The following is a 19,554-nucleotide window of genomic DNA, read 5'->3' as shown; positions in this document are numbered from 1 at the left end:
GGAACGAACTTTAACTCAATCAGCTCCAGACTCCTTAGGGTAGGTATATGAGACGCGCGAAAATTGTGGCAACTTTTGGCCCGGCTATTTCCAGCTTCGACAACACCCTCGCGGTGCTGGAAGCCGGCGTCGACGTTGCTCGCATGAACATGAGCCACGGCGACTACTCCGTGCATGACACCACTTACGAAAACGTCCGCAAGGCTGCTGCGCAGTTGCACAAGCCTGTTGCCATCATGGCCGACCTGCAGGGCCCCAAGATCCGCTTGGGACGCTTTGTGGACGGACCGCATGACCTCGCTGTCGGCGATACTTTCACCATCACCACCGAGGATGTCCCGGGCACCAAGGACATCTGCTCCACCACGCTCAAGAGCCTTACCGAGGACGTCAACGTTGGCGACGCCTTGCTGATCGACGACGGCAAGGTCGCGTTGCGCGCCGTCGAGGTTGACGACGTCAAGGTTGTTACTGTGGTGACCGTTGGCGGCAAGGTCTCCAACAACAAGGGCATCAACCTTCCCGGTGTGGCCGTCAATGTTCCTGCGCTGAGCGAGAAGGACGAGGACGATCTCCGCTGGGCCCTCAAGCGCGGTGCGGACCTGATCGCGCTGTCTTTCGTGCGGGATGCCTCCGACATTGTCCGCGTTCACGAGATCATGGAAGAAGAAGGCCGGCGCGTGCCGGTAATCGCCAAGATCGAAAAGCCGCAGGCCGTGGAGCAGTTGCACGAGATCATCGACGCCTTCGACGCCATCATGGTGGCCCGTGGCGACCTCGGCGTGGAACTGCCGCTCGAAGAGGTGCCGATCGTCCAGAAGCGCGCCATCGAACTGGCACGCCGTTGGGCCAAGCCCGTCATCGTTGCAACCCAGGTTCTCGAGTCCATGATCGACAACCCGCGCCCGACCCGCGCTGAGGCTTCCGACTGCGCCAATGCAGTCCTCGACGGCGCCGACGCAGTGATGCTCTCCGGCGAAACCTCAGTGGGCGCGTACCCGATCGAGACCGTCAAGACCATGGCCAGGATCATCGAGTCCACCGAGGTCCATGGCCTCGAGCGCGTTCCCCCGCTGGGTACCAAGCCCCGCACCCGTGGCGGTGCCATCACACGTGCCGCCGTCGAAATTGCGGATCAGCTGGATGCCAAGTACATCTGTACGTTCACGCAGTCCGGTGACTCGGCCCGGCGCCTGTCGCGCCTGCGCCCGGTCAAGCCGGTCTTCGCCTTCACTCCGGTGGAGCACGTCTGGAACCAGTTGGCCCTCACTTGGGGCATCCAGCCGGTTTTGGTCCCGATGGTGGGCCACACCGACGAGATGACTGCACAGGTTGACCGCAGCCTCTTGGATATGGAATTGGTGGAGGAAGGCGACCTTGTTGTCATCGCTGCCGGTTCCCCTCCAGGACAGGCGGGTTCCACGAACTCGCTTAAGGTCCACAAGGTAGGAGACCTCGCGGACACGTCCAGCGTGGACGCCTCGCGCAAGGAGCCGGTTGGTCCTTGGCCCGAAAAGAAGTCCAAGACCAAGGCGTAACGCCTCGGTATCACTGGAGTGAAGCGGGTCCCGCCAATTTTCAGTTGGTGGGGCCCGCTTCATTTTTGTTTTACGGTGCTCACGACGGCGGCTGCGAACCTCACATAAGGTTCGCAGCCGCCGTCGTACTTGTTTGCTGGTTAGTTGACCTGGTTGATGATGGTTTCCGCAACCTCGCGCATGCTGAGGCGGCGGTCCATGGAGGTCTTCTGGATCCAGCGGAACGCTTCCGGCTCGGTGAGGCCCATTTTGGTGGTCAGGAGGCTCTTGGCACGCTCTACGAGCTTGCGGGTGGCGAACTGCTCCTGAAGGTCGGACACCTCGTTTTCGAGCGCCTTGATTTCCTCGTGGCGGCTTAGTGCGATCTCGATGGCCGGGATGAGGTCCGCGGGGGAGAAGGGCTTAACCACGTACGCCATGGCCCCGGCGTCGCGTGCACGCTCCACGAGTTCCTTCTGGCTGAAAGCAGTCAGCAGGACAACGGGGGCGATCCGGGCCTTGACGATCTTCTCTGCCGCCGAGATGCCATCCATCACGGGCATCTTCACATCCATGAGGACCAGGTCCGGCTTGAGCTCCTCAGCAAGCTGCACAGCCTTCTCGCCGTTATCTGCCTCACCAACGACGTCGTACCCCTCGCCTTTCAGAATCTCGATAATGTCCAAGCGGATGAGCGTCTCATCCTCGGCAACGACAACTCGGCGGGCCGGCTGGCTTGTGGACGTGGACTCCGTCTGTTCGGTCACAGGATCTCCTTGAAAAGGTTCGGCGGGTTCATATCCATCTTAGTGTGGGCGGCTGTGGAGCATGATTTTCTGCCACCCGCGCGCCCGGTTCTTTGAATCAGCCTATCTGCATGTAGAGTAGTTTCGCGTGCTGGGAACGGATCGCGTTGATCACAGGAATGTGAGCAGTCAGCGAGAATTAACTTCCCGGTAATCCGCGCCCGAGTGGCGGAATTGGCAGACGCGCCGCACTCAAAATGCGGTATCGAAAGATGTGTGGGTTCGAGTCCCACCTCGGGCACGGCATACCCCCTCGTCAGAGGGGTTTTTGCTTTAATGTGTGGACAAGGCTTGCGGTAGCGTCCCTCTGACGCTAGGTTCGCGGGCTGTGGCCTGGCCGCCGCGTTGGCCTCTTCAGGTGTGTGGGGTGGCGGGTTCAAGTCCCTGGCTGGTGGGCCTTCCGCGTGCTGTGGCTGGGTTTGTGCGATTCCTCGTTCCGGTTCTGTCGGGTTGGTCGGGGGTGGCCAACACCTGTTCATGGGGATGGGGTGCAGGTACGACGTGATGAAACCGATTTTGTTGGGGAGCGGTTCTCGGAAGGTTGCTCGTGGCCATCCGGGGAACTGTGTGGGTGAGTTGGTCCTGTCAAAGCGAGTGTGGACACTGTCAACACTCATGTCTGCTTTATCGACGTGGCGATGAGGGTTGGCCATCCTCTGGGCACTTTGAATACTGGTGGGTATGGTTCGCTCAGGCCCCTCAGAGGTATCGCCATCTCCGGATTGTCCCGTGTAACACTCAGGTCATCGGCTTCGGCTCGCTGCGCGCGATCGTGACGGCCGGTTCATCATCAACCGAAGAGGCACTCGGCGAGGTGGGGTCTTCCGTGAACAGGTTCGCGACGATTTCGGGTTACATTGCCTGCCTGCATGAAACCCCGAGGCTGCGGGGAAGCCACCAGCACCACCCACCTCACCACAGTCACTGGCGATACAACAAAAGCTCCGTTTCGCCAAAGTTGCTATAGGAGGTGGGTATCAAAATCCCCGGAATGACGTGGGTTATGGCCTAGTCTGGACATCGTTATGGCACAGTAACGACCTATCTCCTTTAGTAACGTTGGTGGCTCATTTTTCGCCGTGACGGGCGCGATGGAATGAGGCCGGAGGCGTCCTCGCTGCATGTAATTGAGGATCTCGCCAGGGTGTTTCTCGTCTGAGTCAGCCCGTCGACCGCGCCGACGTCGGAGCCCCTATACGAGGCGACGGCCGCAAGGGCTAGATCGCAGCGTTCGCTCCGCGCAGCGAGGGCCTGTCGCTGCAACGAGAGCGGTGCAGCAAATCCTGTACTGGCCGCTCGTCCGGGGTGTCGGGGTAGAAGCGACGCAGCCGGTGTTTGTCCAAGTGGTATTCCCGGGCGTCCATCAGTGCCTGACGGAGCCAGTGGAATTCCGCCGGAACGTGGGCGCGGCCAAGGATGAGGTGACGGTTCGGGTCCAGGGCGAGGTCATAGGAGTCGCCGTGCCGGTCGATGATGCATGAGGCCTCACCGACATATTCAAACGCGGCTAGCAACACCGGTTCGGAGCCGTGATACGTAAACGCCCCGCTGTCATCGATGGCGACGAAATCCTTGACGCCGTTGGCGGTACCGGAGCATCCGGGACGTTGGGTACAGGTCGGGGTGTGGTGTCCATTGCCGTTTCGCTCCTGCCGGGGATCATTTCTGCGACCATTGCCGCCGCGGTGACCCTCTTTTCTCCATGGTGACCCTCTTTTCTCCATGACATAACGGTCCGGGCCGCTCCGGGACTCTTCAAGACGTTTCTCTTGCTGACCGCCCAACGCAATCCGCATCTGTGCGGTTCTGGTACGAAGCGCCGCTTCCAGCCCGGGATCTGCGTCCGAATTCAGCACTTCGTCCCGATGTGGTGTGGGAAACGAATCCGTGTTCCAAGCGGGGGCGGCCAGACAAGTGATGCGCGCTCAGTTCACTTCCACCAGCTTGATCATCTCGTTGTCCCGCTCCAGATCCTTGGACCAGTAACCGGGATCTTTCACCATCAGCCGGTACTGCGGCAGGATGTCCCGGAAGAGCTGAGCGAGCAGCGCGTCATCGTTTTCCACCACGCGGCGGACCGTCTCCACGTCCAAGGGAACATCCAGAAGCCGGGCGGCGGGGACGATGACCTCTTGGACAGTGTTCTCGTACCGGAATCGGAACGAGTACTCGATAGCGAGTTTCATGGCCGTGCGCCCTTTCGTCTTGGGTAGCCTGCGATCAGCCGAAGATGCCGGCAAAAACTACACCTGCGCCCAATGTATGCGGGACGGGCAATGCTACGGAAGACCGACCTGCGGAGGCTGGCTATACTCAGCTGGCCCGGCGAATCGTGGCCTCGCGTGGACTTGGTCTCCTGGCCAGAGAAACCCACGGAGGGCGCCTTCTCGGTTTCGCACAACGTCGGAGGCCCGCTCCACATCCCAGGTAACTGGAACCGCCGGGGCTGGTCCTTCAAATACCAGCGCACAAATGACAGTGGAACGTGGCTCACCTTCGCGGTGCCGATGATGCCCCTGGTGCCCTAATGCCAGTGAGGATTCCGGATAGTCACGGTGGGTTTCAGGGATCGGCTGGCGTCCTCCAACGAATCATCCGGCCTCCTTTCGGGAGTCTGAAGATCTAGATTCGCTTTGTGCTCGACTCTCTTTCGGTATCGGCGGCTCCACGTATTCGCAGTGGGAATCGGCGCTGTTTTTATCGAGGGGATCATTGCCGGGTTTCCCGGGCCCCGACGCCCGGTCCTAGAAGATCGGGGCGGCATTCGCGCCCTCAGGGTCGCCGGGGCGATGACAGTGCCAGGTCCCTTCCGGGTGTGGGTGCGAGACCGGGAAAGTGTACCGTGAGAAGGCGTTAACGATTGGTGCACGGCGCTGGACCGTGAGGTTTAAGGGCCATTCCCGAGGTGTCCCGACATGCCCCTTTTGGGGCAGGAAGCCGTTATGCGCGGATCGTTTGTGGTGGACACTGGAATACCGGATCCCGGAATTTATCTTGGGTGGGGGAATTTCCTGATTCAGTTCGGGAACCTAATCGTCATCGTTCTGATGATTGTGCTCAGCCTGAACGGGACACTGACCTTCACCCGGGCATCGGCGCGAGCGGTGCCTGACGTCGTTCCTGCCCCTACGGAATGGCTTGCGACTGAACCGCGGACCAGGTCCTGGATTCCGAGCAGGTCACCTTGGGGGGTTTGTTCCCGGCAGTCGTCGACGGAACCCTGGTGGGGACAGTTAGGCCGCTTTGATGGGTACCTTGCCGTTGGAGGACGCGGCGGCCTGGTTTTCGCGGGCCAGGAACGCGGAGAGTTCGCCGATGGTGCTCATCAGAGGGGCGGGGAAGACAACAGTGGTGTTTTTATCGACGCCAATCTCGACCAGTGATTGCAGGTTCCTGAGTTGCAGGGCCAGCGGGTGGGCCATCATGGTGTCGGAGGCGTCTCCCAGTGCTGCTGCGGCGATGGCTTCGCCTTCGGCGGCAATGATTTTCGCCCTCTTTTCGCGTTCGGCTTCCGCTTGGCGGGCCATGGCGCGTTTCATGCTTTCGGGTAGCTGGATGTCCTTGAGCTCCACAAGGGTGACTTCGACGCCCCAGTCGATGGTGAGCACGTCGAGGATTTCGCGGATGTCGACGTTGATTCGTTCGGTCTCGGACAGGGTTTGGTCCAACGTGTGCCGGCCGACGACTTTCCGCAGGGTGGTTTGCGCGATCTGGTTGATGGCCGCGGCGACGTTTTCGATCGCGACGACGGATTTAACGGCGTCGACGACCCGGTAGTAGGCGACGGCTGAGACGTCGACGCTGACGTTGTCCTGTGTGATGATGCCTTGGGATTGGATGGGCATCGTCACGATCCGCAGGCTGACCAGGGGGAGACGGTCGATGATGGGGATGATCAGCTGCAGGCCAGGTTCTCTGACTCCACTGACCCTGCCGAGCCGGAAGAGCACGCCCTTTTCGTATTGGCGGACGATCCGGATGGACATTTTCGCAACGATGAGCACGAGAATGCCGACGATGATGAGAACGATAATGGTGGTGGGGTCCATCAGGATCCCCTCCTGGTCCTTTTTGAGCAGGACTGGCCGGCGCCGAGTTGGCGCCGTGACTGGGGTCCTAGTTCGATTGTCCCACCAAAGAGCGGAAAAGAGTCCTGAGCGGGATCGGTGAACTTCGGCAGGGACGGAGGGAAGCCGACGCCCTGTGACCTCCGATACGAGACCTCCACCGGTCCTCCCGTCACTTCCAGGCCCCTGGCTCCCTGGCTCCCGGCAGACTGCGGGACCGGGACCGCGCGCCGTGGGCTGCCGGGATCAAAAAGAAACGTGTGGCGGTGGGTATGAGCAACGGGCGCTGCGTGGTTTGATGTGGGCATGACTGGTACGGGGTCAGAGGCGTGGCACGAAGACGAACCGCACCGTGCGGATGTGGCCGCACGGCTGAACTGGTTGCGGGCCGGCATTCTGGGAGCAAACGACGGCATCGTATCGGTGGCCGCGATCGTCGTGGGGGTCGCTGGAGCAACGGCCGGCACCGGCGCTGTCCTGACGGCGGGCGTCGCTGCCCTGGTCGGCGGGGCAGTGTCGATGGCACTGGGAGAGTACGTTTCGGTCAGCAGCCAGCGTGACAGCCAGAGGGCTCTTATCGCTAAGGAACGTGCGGAGCTGGCCGAACAGCCCGAGGAAGAGCTCGCTGAGCTCACGGCCCTCTATGAGCAGAAGGGCCTGACGGCCGACACGGCGCGCCGTGTGGCTGAGGAACTCACGGGCCAGGACGTGCTGGCGGCCCATCTGTCAGCGGAATTGAATATCGACGAAAACGAGATCGTCAGCCCCTGGCATGCGGCGTTCGCCTCTGCAGTGAGCTTCGCGATCGGCGCTGTCCTGCCCCTGGTTGGGATACTCCTGCCTCCCGCGGCCTGGCGGGTTCCCGTGACGTTTGTTGTGGTCCTTGTGGCTCTTGCAGTGACCGGGGCCCTGGGCGCCCGGATCGGCGGGGGCTCGAAGAGGCGGGCCGGGCTGCGGGTTGTTATCGGCGGAGCCCTGGCTCTGGCTTTCACGTTTCTCGTGGGCCGGCTGCTAGGCGCGTCCGGCGTTGCCTGAGAAACGACCGGTCTTTGCCTGGCTGACCGAGCCGGTGAGCACCAACTGCTCACCCACGGACGGTTGGGAAGCCCAAGGATTTCGACCGTGACGTTCAGCAGCACAAACGGGAGGCAAGATGAACGTTCTCAGGGACGGAAACACCGGACGGGTGGGGGAGCCGTGATGGTTGTTTTAGTTGTTGCCGGGCCGCCGCTGATGGTTCTGGGGAGCTTCGCGGGACGGGACATTCCCGGTTGGTGGGAGTGGACGTGCTTTGCGTCCCTTTTGTACTGGGGACCGTTTTTGCCGTCTACCGGTTGACTATGAACCGCGGCGAATAGACCTGTGGAAGTACCGTCTGGAGGAATTCCATCAGTGGATGGTAAGGGATACACCACCAGATGCTCCCTTTGCAGCATCCCTTACGAAATGCCGCCCCTCGGCTGGGCCAGGAACATGGGAATGGACTGGCCACGAGTCAAATGGAAGTCAGCGCCAGCACCAATTGGTTGAGGACGCCGATTGGGCCGACGTTGCGCACTTGTGGAACTGCTGATGGCCTGGGGTCTCGGGCGCAGGGTTTCCTTTGTTCTTAGAGGAAGGGCCGGAAGGGGATCAGGACGATTTCCCGGCAGCGTGCCACGGTGTAGCGTTGCTGCCATTCGTCCAAGGCCAGTATCCGGCAGTTGGTGCTGTCCGTGCCGAATATTTTCCGCATGTCAGTTGCGAAGCCGGTGTCGTTAATTGCCAGGTTGATTTCGTAGTTGCCCCTTAGGCTCAGCCTGTCGATGTTGCGGTGCCTACGGTGGACCAGTTGCCATCGATTGTTGCCGTGTTGGCGTGGATCAGGGCGTTGCGGTACAGCAGGATGGTTATTCCGTCCTGGAACAGCGATGTATAGAACCCGCGTGAAAGCCAGTCAGCGAGGACGTGGTTTGAATCCTCCGGGAGGATCAGCCGGCCGTCCACGCCCCGGCGGCTTGCCGCCAGCAACGCCCGCAGAATCTGTTGGTCCGGGATGAAATAGGCCATGGTGATGTAAATGTGGTCCTGGGCGCGGCTGATGGCGTCCAGATACACTCCGCGGATCGGGTACGCAAGATCATTGCCCTGGCCCTGGGCAGCGTTACGCTGTCCTGGCTCCTGGTGCAAACGCTCTTCACGCTGCGGTACGCGACCATTTACTACAGGGAAAGCGATGGCGTGGACTTCAACGAGAAAAAACCGCCGCGGTACATGGATTTTGCCTACCTGTCCTTCACCATCGGCATGACGTTCCAGGTCTCGGACACGAACCTTACAACGGACGCCATCCGCTACACGGCGCTCCGCCAGGCACTGCTCTCCTACCTTCTGGGTGCCATCGTGCTCGCAACGGTCATCAACCTTGTCTCCGGACTCGTTCACTGACCCCAATTGTCTGTAAGGGGATCCTTGGATTCTTGCGGTGATTGCAACACTTAGCGGATGGGTGTTGTTTTGGCGGGGTATTCAATTCATTTGAGGCCTGATCTCTTGCAGGTTTTTTGGGCCGGGATGCGGGCGGATGATTTCATCACCGAAGCCGTGGCTCCGATCAATACGAGCCGGCGTACCTGGCGCAGGGTCTTGCATGAGGCCGGTGGTGTCAGGCCCCGGCGGGGCCGTGATCTGAAGGGCCGGTGCCTGACGTTCGCCCAGGTCAAGGAGATCGCAATACTGCGTGCCCGGGGCAATCTCTGCGGCAGATCGGAGTCGTGGTCTGCAGAGCGGCCTCCACGGTTTCCAGGGAGTTGCGGCGTAACTTGGTGGCAGGGAGGCCCTACCGGGTGACTTCAGCGCATTCACTGGCCTATGAACGGGCCTCGCGACCGAAACCAGCGAAACTGCACACGAACACGGTGCTGCGGGCGGAGGTGGAAGCGGACCTGAGAAAGAAGTACTCACCCGGGCAGATCGCAGGACGACTCCGGGTTGAGTTCCGAGATGAGCCGGGGATGAGGGTGTCACCTGAGACGATCTACCAGTCCCTTCACGTGCAGTCCCGTACTCGTCCATAGTTATGAGACAGGTGAGAGGGTTGTCGTCGGTAGTTTATTAGTGTGACGCCAACGGAATTAAAACACTTTCTCGGTCCGGATAGCCTAGCGTCTTGAAAAACAAAAGGGTTTCTGAGACAGCAGCCGCGCGAGGGGTGGTGCTGTTTGACCGTGGGATCACTCAGCTCGCAGTATCTCGTTAAGGCGCCTCAGGGTGAGCTGTCTCAGCAGACTAGTTGGGGTGTTTTTAAGGCCATGATGGTGTGGTTGAGGCCGGTAGGGTATCCGAGTCGGGCGTACGATCACGTTATGAGTGCGGCAGCCGGAGCCGGTTATAACAATGGTCTAGGGACTACTTGAAGGAGACACGATGTTCACGAAAAAGGGTGACGCGGCCGTCCTCGCTAAACTCGGTGAAGCCCCCGCGCATTACCGCGAGATAGGAGAACGCCTCCATAGCATCATCCGGGAGGCCGGGCCGTCGTTGGAACCGATCGTCCGCTGGGGGCTACCTTTCTACGTGAAGGACGGAAAGGACGTCTGCTACATCAAACCGGATAAGGACTTTATCGCGTTCGGCTTCGGTGAGGTTGTGAACCCTGCCTTCGAGGAAGGCGTACACATGCACCCGGTTGCCTGGAACATCACCTCGCTGGATGCCGCGACCGAGGCAAAGATCCGCAGCCTTGTCGAGAAAGCGGTTGCCTGACCCGAACGCGTTCAGGATGTGGTTGTTTGCCGTGCCCAACGCGAAACAGTTCCCGGCATTTGAAACCCTAATGCGCGTCGAATGACTGCTCCTTCCTGTCGTGGCCGCAGCGCGGGGGTGGTGTTCCCGCGCAGCTCCGGCTCCTCGGTCGCTGATCCGGAGTGTCTTGGTGGTACTGGGCACCCGCACCACGTCTTTTCACTGGGAAGGTGATCGGTGAACCGGCTGCTTTTGCGGACGTCGAAGGCAGCGACCTTCGGTTGGCTCTTCGGATTGAAACGGTTGAGCACCCCCATGAGGACCTGAAAGCGGTGATGGCCACCAGGGCAGGGATCGATGTCGCCTGCGGGGTGGTCATGGTCCTGAACGGTTGCTTACACAATAGGAAGGAACGTGCTTACTATGGGCGAACGTGAGTGTTACCGTGGGCCCGTCAGCAGTTGTTCGATCCTGGAGGCGACGATGACGGCTGATAGTCGTGAACAAGTTCCCGCCAAGAGCGGGGAGGCCGGTGCCGATGGTTTGGGGCGGGATGGCCTCGTTCCGGACCCGGCAAGGGGTGCGGGCATGGAGCTGAACTCTTTCGAGCCGGAGGAAGAGCCCGAAGCCGTCGCCCAAGGCACAGAGGACATGGGGGACAGCTCTGCGGAGCCCTCCGTTGCGGGCCGATAGAAAGCCGATAGAAATATGTCCGGGTGCGACGGACTCCTTGTTGAAGGCTGTGCGTTAGTGGTCGTATCCCTTTCTGGAACGATGGACACAACGGGCAGAACGAGGCGGGCGATGTCCGGGCATAGCGCGTACGAGGACTGACCATAGGTGGCACGGTGTTCAAGGGGAGCGGGTCATGGAGAATGAATTAGACGGCGTACCCGCCCGCGAGGTTATTGAGCGGGTCGTGGTCAGGGAACGGGGTTCAGCGGAGACCCCGGTGATAGCATCCGGGCACCGGCGGAGGGTCAATCCCTTCGTCGTTGTCCTGTGGTTTTTAGCCGCGATCCTGGGCTCGGTTGGCTGCGTAGGTGCTTACGGATCCATGGCCTACTCATCTTTTGCTGGCTACTCCAGCGCTTTCCAGCAGGAACTTCCACCGCCGTGGTACTTCTATCTCGGACAGTTCACTCCGTTCTTCCTCACGGGTGCAGCGTTGGCGGTGGTGACTGCGCTGACGCTCCACGCTTTGATCTGGGAGGCGCGGCATCGGTCTCACAGCCTTGCCCAAGACACGCCGTCGGAGGAAAGATCCTGATTACCACCGAGTTCAATTGAGCTCGGGCGCGGGGCAGCCGCTCCGGGTACAGGACCGAAGCGGCCAGTGTTGACGGGGGAGCGGCTGCCCCGACTGCGTTCCAAGTGATCAGGAGCTGGCCCGGGACCGGTATGCACAGGAGCTTCGCCGCCGGCGCGTTTCAGTAAAAGCACTGGAAGTGGGCGGGCTTCACCTCGATCAGAATGGGCAGCGCCAGCTGGACGGGGGTGTTGCCGACGGGCTCCTCGAGCAGTTCGTTGATCGAGCTCTGCCCTTGAAGTTCCCCGAACGCGTCCCTTTCCATGCTTGAACCCGAGACACGACCTGGCAGCGTCGGGTCCAGAGACACGCGGGGCGGGCTTGAGGGGTGTCACCCATCGGTCTGTGGCCGCTCGGGCTGGCGTGAACCATACGCTTGTCACGCACCACTTCGGTTCCCTGGAAGGACTTTTGACTGCCAACATGAGTGGGCCGTTCAGCGTTCCATGCAGGAGACCGGTCTGGCCGGTATCGCGGACTTCGATGAAGGATTCGCTGACTCGCTCATAACTACGGTGTCGGCTGAACCTGAACTGCAGCTGTTCCAGTTCGAGATGCTCCTGGAGTCCAGGCGAAACCCCAAGACCCTGTCGATGGTGGAAGGGCTGTACGAGACCTACGTGGGAACCGTCGAAGAGGCATTGAGCCAACGGGGACTTGATACCACGGGCGGAGCCTCCTTGGCGATCTTCGCCGCCCTGGATGGCCTGATGCTCCAGTTCCTGACTATCACCAACCCCACGAAAATCAGGTCGGCCGTCATCCAGGTGGGAAAGCTGGTATCCGGACTCCCGAAGTCCAGCGACACCGCCGGACGAAGCGCGGCGCAAGGGCCTCGGTGAGATATCCATGGCGGTGCATGGGCCATGTTTCTCAGACAGGGGATCTGCCGTCCGGTCATGGTAGGCGACGGCCGAGAACCTCCGCATCAGTCATCAGCAGGTCGAGGGCAGCCTGCCCCTGAGCACGGTCCTTGCATCGAGCCGTGGGGCGTCGGGGCCAAAGGCAGCTCTACTGACGGCGCCTTTGACCTTTTCGCCCCAGTTCCCGGCATCCTCGAATTACGCCTACCCGCCGGATGGGATCTTTTCATCGCTTCGGCCAGCCCTGCCGTGCTGGAGTTGGAACGCGCTGGTAACGAGGGCAAAGTGACTGAATGCCTGCGGGGTGTTGCCCAGTTGCCGGCCGCCTTGGACGTCCCATTCCTCACTGAGCAGTCCGACGTCGTTGCGTAGCGCGAGAAGCCGTTCGAAGAGTCTTGTGGCCTCGGCTCGGCGGCCGGCCCCGAGGAGCGCGTCGACGAGCCAGAAGGAACAGGCCAGGAACACGCCCTCGCCGCCGGGCAGCCCGTCGTCGCTGTGTTCAGTCCTATACCGCAGAACGAACCCGTCCTCCGTCAGTTCACGCTGGATCGCATCAATAGTGCCCAGAACGCGGGGGTCGTCCGGCGGCAGGAAACCGACGCGGGGGATCAAGAGTAGGCTCGCGTCCAGTCCCGTGCTCCCGTAGGACTGGACGAAAGAGTTCATCTCCGTGTTGAAGCCGTGTTCCATAACGTCCGCGTGAATGGCGTCACGGAGCTCCTCCCACCTGTCCGCCGGTCCAGGGAGGTGGAACTGGCGCACCCCTTTGATCATGCGGTCCACTGCCACCCATGCCATCACCTTGGAATGGGTGAAATGCCGGCGCGGACCGCGTATCTCCCAGAGCCCGTTGTCGGGCTCCTGCCAGGCGCCTTCAAGGTGGTCCATGAGTGCGATCTGGATGTCCCAGGAGTTGTCCGCATCGTGTTGTAGCCCGAGCGCGTTGCGTGTGAGGGAAAGACCATCCAGGACTTCACCCCAAACGTCCAACTGGAGTTGGTCAGCGGCCGCGTTGCCGGTCCGGACCGGAGTCGATTTTTCGTACCCGGCCAGCCACGGCAATTCTGCTTCGGGAAGCCGGCGCCGGCCGTCGATGGAGTACATGATCTGCAGGTCTGCAGGGTCACCCGCGACGGCGCGCAACAGCCATTGCCGCCACGCCTTTGCTTCGTCCGTGTACCCGGCGGTGATGAGGGATTGGAGTGTCAGCGTCGCATCCCGCAGCCAGCAGTACCGATAGTCCCAGTTGCGCGGGCCGCCGGGCTGCTCCGGTAGCGACGTCGTCGCGGCCGCAACGATCCCGCCGGTCGGGGCGAAGGTCAGTGCTTTCAGCGTGATCAGTGAACGCTGGACGGCATCACGGTAGGGCCCGGTGGCGAGACTGCGGGCAGACCACTGCTCCCAGTAAGACACCGTCCTGGACAGGGCCTCCTCGGCGTCCGCCGACCGCGGAGCCCGAAGGTGGCTTGGCGCCCAGGTCAGCACAAAGGGAATGCGCTCACCCTCCGTGATGGTGAATTCGCTGACCGTGCGCAAGTGTTGGCCGTGCATGGGAACCGGTGAGGACATAGTGACAGAGTCCGGGCCAGCAACGGCGTGGATTCCCTTTTTGGTCCGCCGCACCCAGGGGACAACGCGCCCGTAGTCGAAACGCAACGCCAGTTCACCCCGCATGTCCACCGTTCCGCTGACGCCCTCCACGATCCTTATGATGTCGGCGGCCTCGTCACGCGGGGGCATGAAGTCGATCACCCGGACCCGGCCGCTCGCCGTCTCCCAATCGGTCTCAAGCACGAGCGTGTCCGGACGGTACTGCCGCCGGGTGCACGTGCCCCCGGCGGTAGGGGCAAGCAGCCAGCGGCCCGCCTCGGGGGTGTCAAGCAGCGCCGCGAAGCAGGCCGGTGAGTCGAAGTGCGGCAGGCAGAGCCAGTCGATGGAGCCGTCCGTTCCGATCAGGGCAGCTGTGTGAAGGTCACCGACGATTGCGTAGTCTTCGATGCGTGTCACGTCAGTTGCCCTTCACTTCGAGGACGACTTTTACGTCCGTGTCCTGCCGGCGGAACGCGTCTTGGAAGTCGGTGAGTGGCACCCGGCGGGTGATGAGGCGCTGCAGCCATCCGCTGTCTGCCTTCTCCAGGGCAGCCGCCGCGGCTTCGTAGTGGCTGCGGTTGGCGTTGACGCTGCCGAATACGGATTCGTTGCCCAGCACTAGGGCCCGGTTGAGGGCACCGACGTCCACCTGTTCAGTTTTGCCGGTCGAAGACACACCCGTCAGGCACGTTACGGAATCCAGAGCCCGGCAGGTGACCGATTCCATCACCACGGAGGCGACGCCGGTGCATTCGACCAAGACATCGGCTTTGATCCCTGACGCGGTGAGGCTCTCTGAGTGGTACGTCGCCCCGAGATCCCGGACCAGTTCGGGTTTCGGACCGGATGTCATCCTGTCGAAGACGTGGACGTCAAGATCGCGCTGCACGCCCAGCAGTGCGGCGAGCAGGCCCACCGGGCCCGCTCCTGTGACGACCGCCGTCTTAGGCTGGAAAAAAGCGCGGGAGCCGATCGCGTCGATGTGCTGCCACGCCTTGGCGACGATCGTGGTCGGCTCCAGCAGGACTCCGACGTTGGTCAGTGATGGGCTGAGCCGGACCAGCGCGTCGGGATCGGCGCGATAGCGGTCACGGGCAAATCCATGCAGACCTTTGATCCCGTGCTCCGTGTAGCGGCCGTTACGACACATATCCCACTGGCCGGCGGCGCAGGCCGGGCACGGGACGGGGTCCGGCCGCCGGACGATACACACGACCAGATCACCTCTGCTGAACCCTGAGGCCTCCGGAGCCTCAAGGACCCGCCCGAGGTTTTCGTGCCCCAGGACAAGGAAGGGCGATCCCTCGGGCGCCTCTCCGTACTCTCCGGCGATGATTTCCAGATCCGTGCCGCAAAGCCCGACTTCCAGGGTCTCGATCAGGACCTGCCCGTCAGCTTGTCCTGGCTCGGCAACATCCCTCAATTCCAAAGAATCCTTGTTCTCGGGAACAACAGTCAAAGCTCTCAAGGTTTCCTCCGCACTCGATTGCCGCCCAGCGGCGGCCCAGCCAACGGTTGACGTCACACGAATAGCCCGCATTGCCAACCTAACAGCAAGGCCTAGGAAGGAACCCACGATAGGGCCGGGCACTGCCCCGGAGAGACGCATAACGCCGGACGAGTTTGTCCGCACGGGGCCTCTGCGTGTCAACCTGATCTCCAGGCCGTTTCCGCTAGTTTGGTGGCGTGGACACCGCGGCCAGGCAGCTTGAGGGGCAGAAGTCGATCAACGACCTCTACCCACCGGATTTGATCGCTGTGAGTAGGGCCGTCCCGTCGGGGCTACCGAGTCCGGTACAGGGGTCCCAGCCGGAGGCCGCCTGATAAGTGCCAGGTACCGGACCAACAACATCCCCTACGTGAACTCTGCATCCATGTCCGTAGAAGAAATATGCGCCACCGTCGTCCAACGCATGCAACTACACCACTGATCAACAGCCACCGACTTAGCTCAACAGTCACCGACTTAGCGATCGTTGAGGAGGGGGACCTGAGGAGGCCTGTTCCTCGAATCGATTATCAATCGATTCATCAAATGAATCAGTATGACAAAACCGCAGCTCACAGGTGCTTCTCGTAACGGCATGCACGGAGTGCCTCAAGGAGGCTGGACCGCTGATGGATGATGGATCCTGAGCGTATAAAATCGCAGGTCAGGGCTTCCAAAGGAATTGGTAATGGGAGGGGACGGGCGGTGAAGGCTCCTCGACTCCTGAAGGAGGGAAGAACGTACGATGCGCACTGCTACTCGGAACGCGCCGGCGCGCCGCACCGCCAGCGTCGGCTTTGCCTTCATTGGTGTTCTGGTCATTGCAGTCAACCTTCGGGTCTCATTTGTCAGCGTGGGACCGGTCCTCGCGAACATCAGCAGTGACCTGGGCCTGTCCAGCCCGGCAGCAGGATTCCTGACAGGTCTTCCGCTCATTGCTTTCGCCGTCTTCTCGCCCGTGGCGCCCCGTTTCGCTTCCCGCCTGGGTCTGGACCGCGCGCTATGGATGTCACTGTTGATCCTCGCCTTGAGCATCGTGCTCCGCTCCCTACCCGTGCCCGGCTTCATTTGGGCCGGCACAGCACTGATCGGCTTGGCTATCGCGTTTCTCAATGTTCTCGTCCCCTCGCTCGTGAAGCGTGATTTTCCGACGAGGGTCAGCCGGGTCACTGGGTTCTATACGGCCACGCAGGCCGCCTTTGCCGCTGTGGGGGCCGCCGTCGTCGTTCCCGTTGCACAGACGTCGCCGGAAGGGTGGCGGCTTGCCCTCGGGGTTTGGGTGGGTCTGGCCCTCATCGCCTTGGCCGTGCTCATGCCGTGGCTGCGCCGGCACGGGATAAGCACCACGCATGGCACCGCGAGGGACCCCGCCTCCTACCGGTCGCCCTGGGCCTCCGCCTTAGGCTGGCAGGTGACGATCTTCATGGGACTGCAATCGGTCGCCTTTTACGTCCTCATGGCATGGCTTCCCACGATCGAACAAAGCCGCGGTGTCCCCGCTGCCACCGCTGGCATCCACCTTTCCGTTTTTCTGCTCATCAGCGTCTTTGCCAGCCTTGCCACAGGGGGAATCCTTCACCGGGGTTCGGACCAGCGGCTCGTATCCTTCACCAGTGCCGCGCTCACGTTCGTAACGTTTCTCGGGCTCGCACTCGCGCCGGACCTCATATTGCTGTGGGTCCTACTGGGGGCAATCGGGTGCGGAAGCCTCATTGTCATCGCCCTGTCTCTCTTCAGCCTGCGAACCGTGAACTACCCTCAGGCAGCGTCGCTATCGGGCATGGCGCAATCCGTGGGCTACGCACTAGGTGCAGCGGGCCCAGTCATCTTCGGTGGTCTTCGCGACCTAGGCGGAGACTGGGCACTTCCGCTGCTCTTCACCGCGGCCATTATGGCGGTCCTCGCCGTGACGGGGGTACTCGCCGGACGTAACTCGGTGATCAGCAGCTAAGCAGGATTCCATGCGGCATCAGTCGGGAGGGAGGCGACCAGGTTTTCACGCGGTCGTGGATTTCATCGCGGATGGCACGGACGGTCTCGAACGTCTAGACGACGGGTGGTGAGTTGCCAGTCTTGCTGGCCTCTGCCGGGGTATATCGGGCGGGAGTCACCGCAACCTATGGTGATGACCACGTCGCAGGCGGGGACGACGTCGTCGGTGAGGGGCTTGGGGTATTCCATGCCGCGGCCATCTGGGACCGGCCTGCGTCCTGCACGCAAACAAACAACACTTCCGCGACTTCGGAGGCGAGGGAGCCTTGTGACTTGGCCAGCGGTGTAGGGCGTTAAAGGCGTAGCCTTGGACGGTTTCTGCGGCGAAGATCCCCGCATAACGCCCGGCGAGCCGGCCACTGATGCAATGGAGTACTTCGGTGATGTCGCGCGAACCCAGCGTCCTTTCCCGGTCTTCGGTCTTGACACTGCCCCAATGTTTGGGTTTGGATGACTGGCCTTTAGTTGTCAGTGCCGGAGCGGCCGTGCGCGAGCCCACTCGGGAAGCCCACGAATGCCGGTTCCGGCGCGGCGCAACACCCCGACTCAAGCTCTTGCGACGCAGTGGCGGCTGCGGCGGGGACGTCGCAGCTGGTGCCGACGTTGGCGGAGCAAACCCCTGTTTCGGGCAGTTCAAGGTGGACGGTGTCCGCGGATGCCTGGTCGCCCGCGAGGGCTGCGGCGACGGAGCGGACCTGTTCGTAGCCGGTAGCGAGCAGGAAGGTCGGGGCCCGGCCGTAGGACTTCATTCCGACGATGTAGAAGTCCTTTTCGGGGTGGGCCAGAACCTTCGCACCGTGCGCGGGGACGGTGCCGCAGGAGTGGAATTCAGGGTCGATCAGCGGGCCGAGTTCGGTGGGGGCTTCAACGGCGGGGTCCAGGTTCAGGCGCAGTTCGCGCAGGATCTCCAGGTCCGGGCGGAAGCCGGTGCAGGGGACGATGACGTCGGCGTCGATGGTTCGTCCATCGACGGATTCGACGCTCAGGTGCGAGTCGAGGTTTCTCAGGGCGGCGATCCCGAAGCCGGTGTGCAGTTCGATGGTGCCGGCTTCGACCAAGCGGCGAAGGCGGGAGCCGAGCTGGCCTCGCGCAGGGAGCCCGTCGGCGTCCCCGCCGCCGTAAACTTTCTCGGCTGAGTTGCCGCGGACGGCCCACAGGATACGGGTGTCGGGCTCTTCCTTGGCCAGGTCTGCGAGATTGATCAGGGTGTTCGCGGCCGAGTGCCCGGCTCCGACAACCAGGGCGCGGCGGCCGGCGAAGGCGCCCCGGTCCCGGCCAACAACATCGGGCAGGGGCGAGGAAATCCTGTCAACGGCAGTGGTCTCGCCGATGGCGGGCAGGCCGGAGGTTCCCAGCGGGTTGCGGGTGGACCAGGTGCCGGAGGCGTCGATAACGGCGGCCACGGTGTGGTCCCTCGTCTCACCGCCGTCGTGCTCGACGCGGACAACAAAGGCTGTGGCGTCGCGGTCGCGGACGTGGGTTTTGTCCATGCCCTGCCGGGTCACGGCGATGACTCGGGCACCGGTCTGGAGCCGGGAAGAAATCTCGGACGTTGAGGCCAGCGGGGTGAGGTAGTTGTCGATGAGTTCGCCACCGTAAGGCAATGCGGTGGGGCGCGGTGATTCCCAGCCGGTGGGTTCGAGCAAGCGGACGGCGGCGTCGTCCAGATTGAACCGCCATGGGGAGAACAGCCGGATGTGGCGCCATTGTTCGATGGCTGCGCCGGAGGTTGGGCCGGCTTCGAAAATCACGGGTTCGAGTCCGCGTTCGAGCAGGTGGGCCGCAGTGGCCAGCCCTACCGGGCCTGCGCCGATCACTGCGATGGGAAGGTTTTTCACTGAATCCATGCTGTCCTCTTGTTTCATCCGTTGGTGTGCGGGTCGGGCGGGGTGCCTGCCGGTCCTTATGGGGCCGGCTGGCCGGGGCGTCGCTGTTCAGCAGCAGTCCAGATCGTCCTCGTCGCAGCAGCCCGTGTCGATGCAGCATCCGGTGTCCATCCAGTTCACCCCCTCCCGTTTCGAGTGGTTAGGCGTGGGTTGGTTCTTCGACCAGGGCCGTGGCGATGCTGTCCGCATCCTCCAGCGCGGCGAGGAACCGTTCCGCGTCCAGCGCGGCCGCGCAGCCCGTTCCGGCCGCGGTGATGGCCTGGCGGTAGCGGTGGTCGACGGCGTCTCCGCAGGCGAAAACGCCGCTGAGGT

Annotated in this window: 19 protein-coding genes, 1 tRNA gene and 2 pseudogenes; 11 read left to right on the top strand and 11 right to left on the bottom strand. The window is 62.2% G+C overall.

The annotated features are described in order from the left end of the window. Positions 1-47: 47 nt before the first annotated feature. Positions 48-1,538, top strand: a complete 1,491-nt coding sequence (pyk, locus tag QRN04_RS17615) for a pyruvate kinase (RefSeq protein WP_284977325.1) — start codon at positions 48-50, stop codon at positions 1,536-1,538. 140 nt (positions 1,539-1,678) lie between these two features. Here the strand turns inward: pyk and QRN04_RS17610 are convergent, their stop codons facing one another. Beyond that, on the bottom strand, positions 1,679-2,284 hold the full coding sequence (locus tag QRN04_RS17610) for an ANTAR domain-containing response regulator (RefSeq protein ID WP_141282080.1): 606 nt from the start codon (positions 2,282-2,284) through the stop codon (positions 1,679-1,681). A 198-nt stretch (positions 2,285-2,482) separates the two neighbouring features. On the opposite strand from QRN04_RS17610, the gene QRN04_RS17605 reads away from it, so the two are divergent. Then, positions 2,483-2,564, top strand: a tRNA-Leu gene (locus QRN04_RS17605). Between the two features lie 976 nt (positions 2,565-3,540). On the opposite strand, the gene QRN04_RS17600 is transcribed toward QRN04_RS17605, so the two are convergent. The 3 genes from QRN04_RS17600 to QRN04_RS17590 form a co-directional block, all read right to left on the bottom strand. Further along, entirely contained in the window at positions 3,541-4,179 is a 639-nt protein-coding gene (locus QRN04_RS17600; protein WP_284977324.1) for a hypothetical protein, read from the bottom strand. 69 nt (positions 4,180-4,248) lie between these two features. Continuing rightward, entirely contained in the window at positions 4,249-4,509 is a 261-nt protein-coding gene (locus QRN04_RS17595; RefSeq protein ID WP_284977323.1) for a hypothetical protein, read from the bottom strand. A 1,047-nt stretch (positions 4,510-5,556) separates the two neighbouring features. Continuing rightward, positions 5,557-6,372, bottom strand: a complete 816-nt coding sequence (locus QRN04_RS17590; protein WP_284977322.1) for a slipin family protein — start codon at positions 6,370-6,372, stop codon at positions 5,557-5,559. 324 nt (positions 6,373-6,696) lie between these two features. Between QRN04_RS17590 and QRN04_RS17585 the strand changes: the two genes are divergently transcribed. Further along, on the top strand, positions 6,697-7,425 hold the full coding sequence (locus tag QRN04_RS17585; RefSeq protein ID WP_284977321.1) for a VIT1/CCC1 transporter family protein: 729 nt from the start codon (positions 6,697-6,699) through the stop codon (positions 7,423-7,425). 574 nt (positions 7,426-7,999) lie between these two features. On the opposite strand, the gene QRN04_RS17580 is transcribed toward QRN04_RS17585, so the two are convergent. Both QRN04_RS17580 and QRN04_RS17575 read right to left on the bottom strand, forming a co-directional pair. Then, a complete protein-coding gene (locus tag QRN04_RS17580; protein WP_284977320.1) occupies positions 8,000-8,125 on the bottom strand; it encodes a hypothetical protein in 126 nt (41 codons plus the stop codon). Positions 8,126-8,184: 59 nt separating this feature from the next. Continuing rightward, positions 8,185-8,559: a phospholipase D-like domain-containing protein gene (locus QRN04_RS17575; protein ID WP_502868824.1), complete on the bottom strand. Its 375-nt coding sequence runs from the start codon at positions 8,557-8,559 to the stop codon at positions 8,185-8,187. On the opposite strand from QRN04_RS17575, the gene QRN04_RS17570 reads away from it, so the two are divergent. The 5 genes and pseudogenes from QRN04_RS17570 to QRN04_RS17555 all read left to right on the top strand — a co-directional run bounded on the left by QRN04_RS17570 (position 8,554) and on the right by QRN04_RS17555 (position 11,383). Further along, the gene (locus tag QRN04_RS17570; protein WP_502868823.1) at positions 8,554-8,817 is read left to right on the top strand and encodes a DUF1345 domain-containing protein; all 264 of its coding nucleotides are present in this window, start codon (positions 8,554-8,556) and stop codon (positions 8,815-8,817) included. The two genes, QRN04_RS17575 and QRN04_RS17570, sit on opposite strands and share 6 nt — an antisense overlap. 57 nt (positions 8,818-8,874) lie before the next feature. Beyond that, positions 8,875-9,434: pseudogene (locus tag QRN04_RS18195) on the top strand (transposase); the annotation flags it as partial. Positions 9,435-9,795: 361 nt separating this feature from the next. Next, entirely contained in the window at positions 9,796-10,134 is a 339-nt protein-coding gene (locus tag QRN04_RS17565) for a DUF1801 domain-containing protein (protein WP_284977318.1), read from the top strand. 462 nt (positions 10,135-10,596) lie between these two features. Next, complete coding sequence (locus QRN04_RS17560) at positions 10,597-10,806, top strand: hypothetical protein (RefSeq protein ID WP_284977317.1); 210 nt, start codon at positions 10,597-10,599, stop codon at positions 10,804-10,806. A 175-nt stretch (positions 10,807-10,981) separates the two neighbouring features. After that, positions 10,982-11,383 carry a hypothetical protein gene (locus tag QRN04_RS17555; protein WP_284977316.1) on the top strand — a complete coding sequence of 134 codons (402 nt, stop codon included), beginning with the start codon at positions 10,982-10,984 and terminating at the stop codon, positions 11,381-11,383. A gap of 160 nt (positions 11,384-11,543) precedes the next feature. Here QRN04_RS17555 and QRN04_RS17550 read toward each other — a convergent pair whose 3' ends face one another. After that, a complete protein-coding gene (locus QRN04_RS17550) occupies positions 11,544-11,687 on the bottom strand; it encodes a hypothetical protein (RefSeq protein ID WP_284977315.1) in 144 nt (47 codons plus the stop codon). Between the two features lie 80 nt (positions 11,688-11,767). Here QRN04_RS17550 and QRN04_RS17545 point away from each other — a divergent pair, with 80 nt between their 5' ends. After that, positions 11,768-11,932 carry a TetR/AcrR family transcriptional regulator gene (locus tag QRN04_RS17545; RefSeq protein WP_350224951.1) on the top strand — a complete coding sequence of 55 codons (165 nt, stop codon included), beginning with the start codon at positions 11,768-11,770 and terminating at the stop codon, positions 11,930-11,932. After that, complete coding sequence (locus tag QRN04_RS17540; RefSeq protein WP_284977313.1) at positions 11,869-12,264, top strand: hypothetical protein; 396 nt, start codon at positions 11,869-11,871, stop codon at positions 12,262-12,264. The genes QRN04_RS17545 and QRN04_RS17540 overlap by 64 nt, the downstream gene beginning before the upstream one ends. Positions 12,265-12,489: 225 nt before the next feature. Here QRN04_RS17540 and QRN04_RS17535 read toward each other — a convergent pair whose 3' ends face one another. Continuing rightward, the gene (locus QRN04_RS17535; protein ID WP_284977312.1) at positions 12,490-14,292 is read right to left on the bottom strand and encodes a glycoside hydrolase family 15 protein; all 1,803 of its coding nucleotides are present in this window, start codon (positions 14,290-14,292) and stop codon (positions 12,490-12,492) included. A 1-nt stretch (position 14,293) separates the two neighbouring features. Then, positions 14,294-15,400, bottom strand: a complete 1,107-nt coding sequence (locus QRN04_RS17530) for a glucose 1-dehydrogenase (protein ID WP_284977311.1) — start codon at positions 15,398-15,400, stop codon at positions 14,294-14,296. Positions 15,401-16,109: 709 nt separating this feature from the next. Between QRN04_RS17530 and QRN04_RS17525 the strand changes: the two genes are divergently transcribed. Beyond that, complete coding sequence (locus tag QRN04_RS17525; protein WP_284977310.1) at positions 16,110-17,315, top strand: MFS transporter; 1,206 nt, start codon at positions 16,110-16,112, stop codon at positions 17,313-17,315. 502 nt (positions 17,316-17,817) lie between these two features. Here the strand turns inward: QRN04_RS17525 and QRN04_RS17520 are convergent. Both QRN04_RS17520 and QRN04_RS17515 read right to left on the bottom strand, forming a co-directional pair. Beyond that, on the bottom strand, positions 17,818-19,203 hold the full coding sequence (locus QRN04_RS17520) for an FAD-dependent oxidoreductase (RefSeq protein ID WP_284977309.1): 1,386 nt from the start codon (positions 19,201-19,203) through the stop codon (positions 17,818-17,820). Between the two features lie 178 nt (positions 19,204-19,381). Then, a pseudogene (locus tag QRN04_RS17515) lies at positions 19,382-19,554 on the bottom strand (thioredoxin-disulfide reductase); the annotation flags it as partial.

The sequence above is a fragment of the Arthrobacter sp. efr-133-TYG-104 genome, assembly GCF_030208915.1.
Taxonomy (GTDB): domain Bacteria; phylum Actinomycetota; class Actinomycetes; order Actinomycetales; family Micrococcaceae; genus Arthrobacter.
This window is presented reverse-complemented; position numbering and strand designations above follow the sequence as displayed.

Excerpts from the sequence above, each read along its gene's own strand:
- QRN04_RS17585 (WP_284977321.1), top strand. The coding sequence starts at position 6,697 with ATGACTGGTACGGGGTCAGAGGCGTGGCACGAAGACGAACCGCACCGT.
- QRN04_RS17540 (WP_284977313.1), top strand. The coding sequence starts at position 11,869 with ATGCAGGAGACCGGTCTGGCCGGTATCGCGGACTTCGATGAAGGATTC.
- QRN04_RS17560 (WP_284977317.1), top strand. The coding sequence starts at position 10,597 with ATGACGGCTGATAGTCGTGAACAAGTTCCCGCCAAGAGCGGGGAGGCC.
- QRN04_RS17595 (WP_284977323.1), bottom strand. The coding sequence starts at position 4,509 with ATGAAACTCGCTATCGAGTACTCGTTCCGATTCCGGTACGAGAACACT.
- QRN04_RS17580 (WP_284977320.1), bottom strand. The coding sequence starts at position 8,125 with ATGCGGAAAATATTCGGCACGGACAGCACCAACTGCCGGATACTGGCC.
- QRN04_RS17565 (WP_284977318.1), top strand. The coding sequence starts at position 9,796 with ATGTTCACGAAAAAGGGTGACGCGGCCGTCCTCGCTAAACTCGGTGAA.
- QRN04_RS17550 (WP_284977315.1), bottom strand. The coding sequence starts at position 11,687 with ATGGAAAGGGACGCGTTCGGGGAACTTCAAGGGCAGAGCTCGATCAAC.
- QRN04_RS17520 (WP_284977309.1), bottom strand. The coding sequence starts at position 19,203 with ATGGATTCAGTGAAAAACCTTCCCATCGCAGTGATCGGCGCAGGCCCG.
- QRN04_RS17590 (WP_284977322.1), bottom strand. The coding sequence starts at position 6,372 with ATGGACCCCACCACCATTATCGTTCTCATCATCGTCGGCATTCTCGTG.
- pyk (WP_284977325.1), top strand. The coding sequence starts at position 48 with ATGAGACGCGCGAAAATTGTGGCAACTTTTGGCCCGGCTATTTCCAGC.
- QRN04_RS17555 (WP_284977316.1), top strand. The coding sequence starts at position 10,982 with ATGGAGAATGAATTAGACGGCGTACCCGCCCGCGAGGTTATTGAGCGG.
- QRN04_RS17525 (WP_284977310.1), top strand. The coding sequence starts at position 16,110 with ATGCGCACTGCTACTCGGAACGCGCCGGCGCGCCGCACCGCCAGCGTC.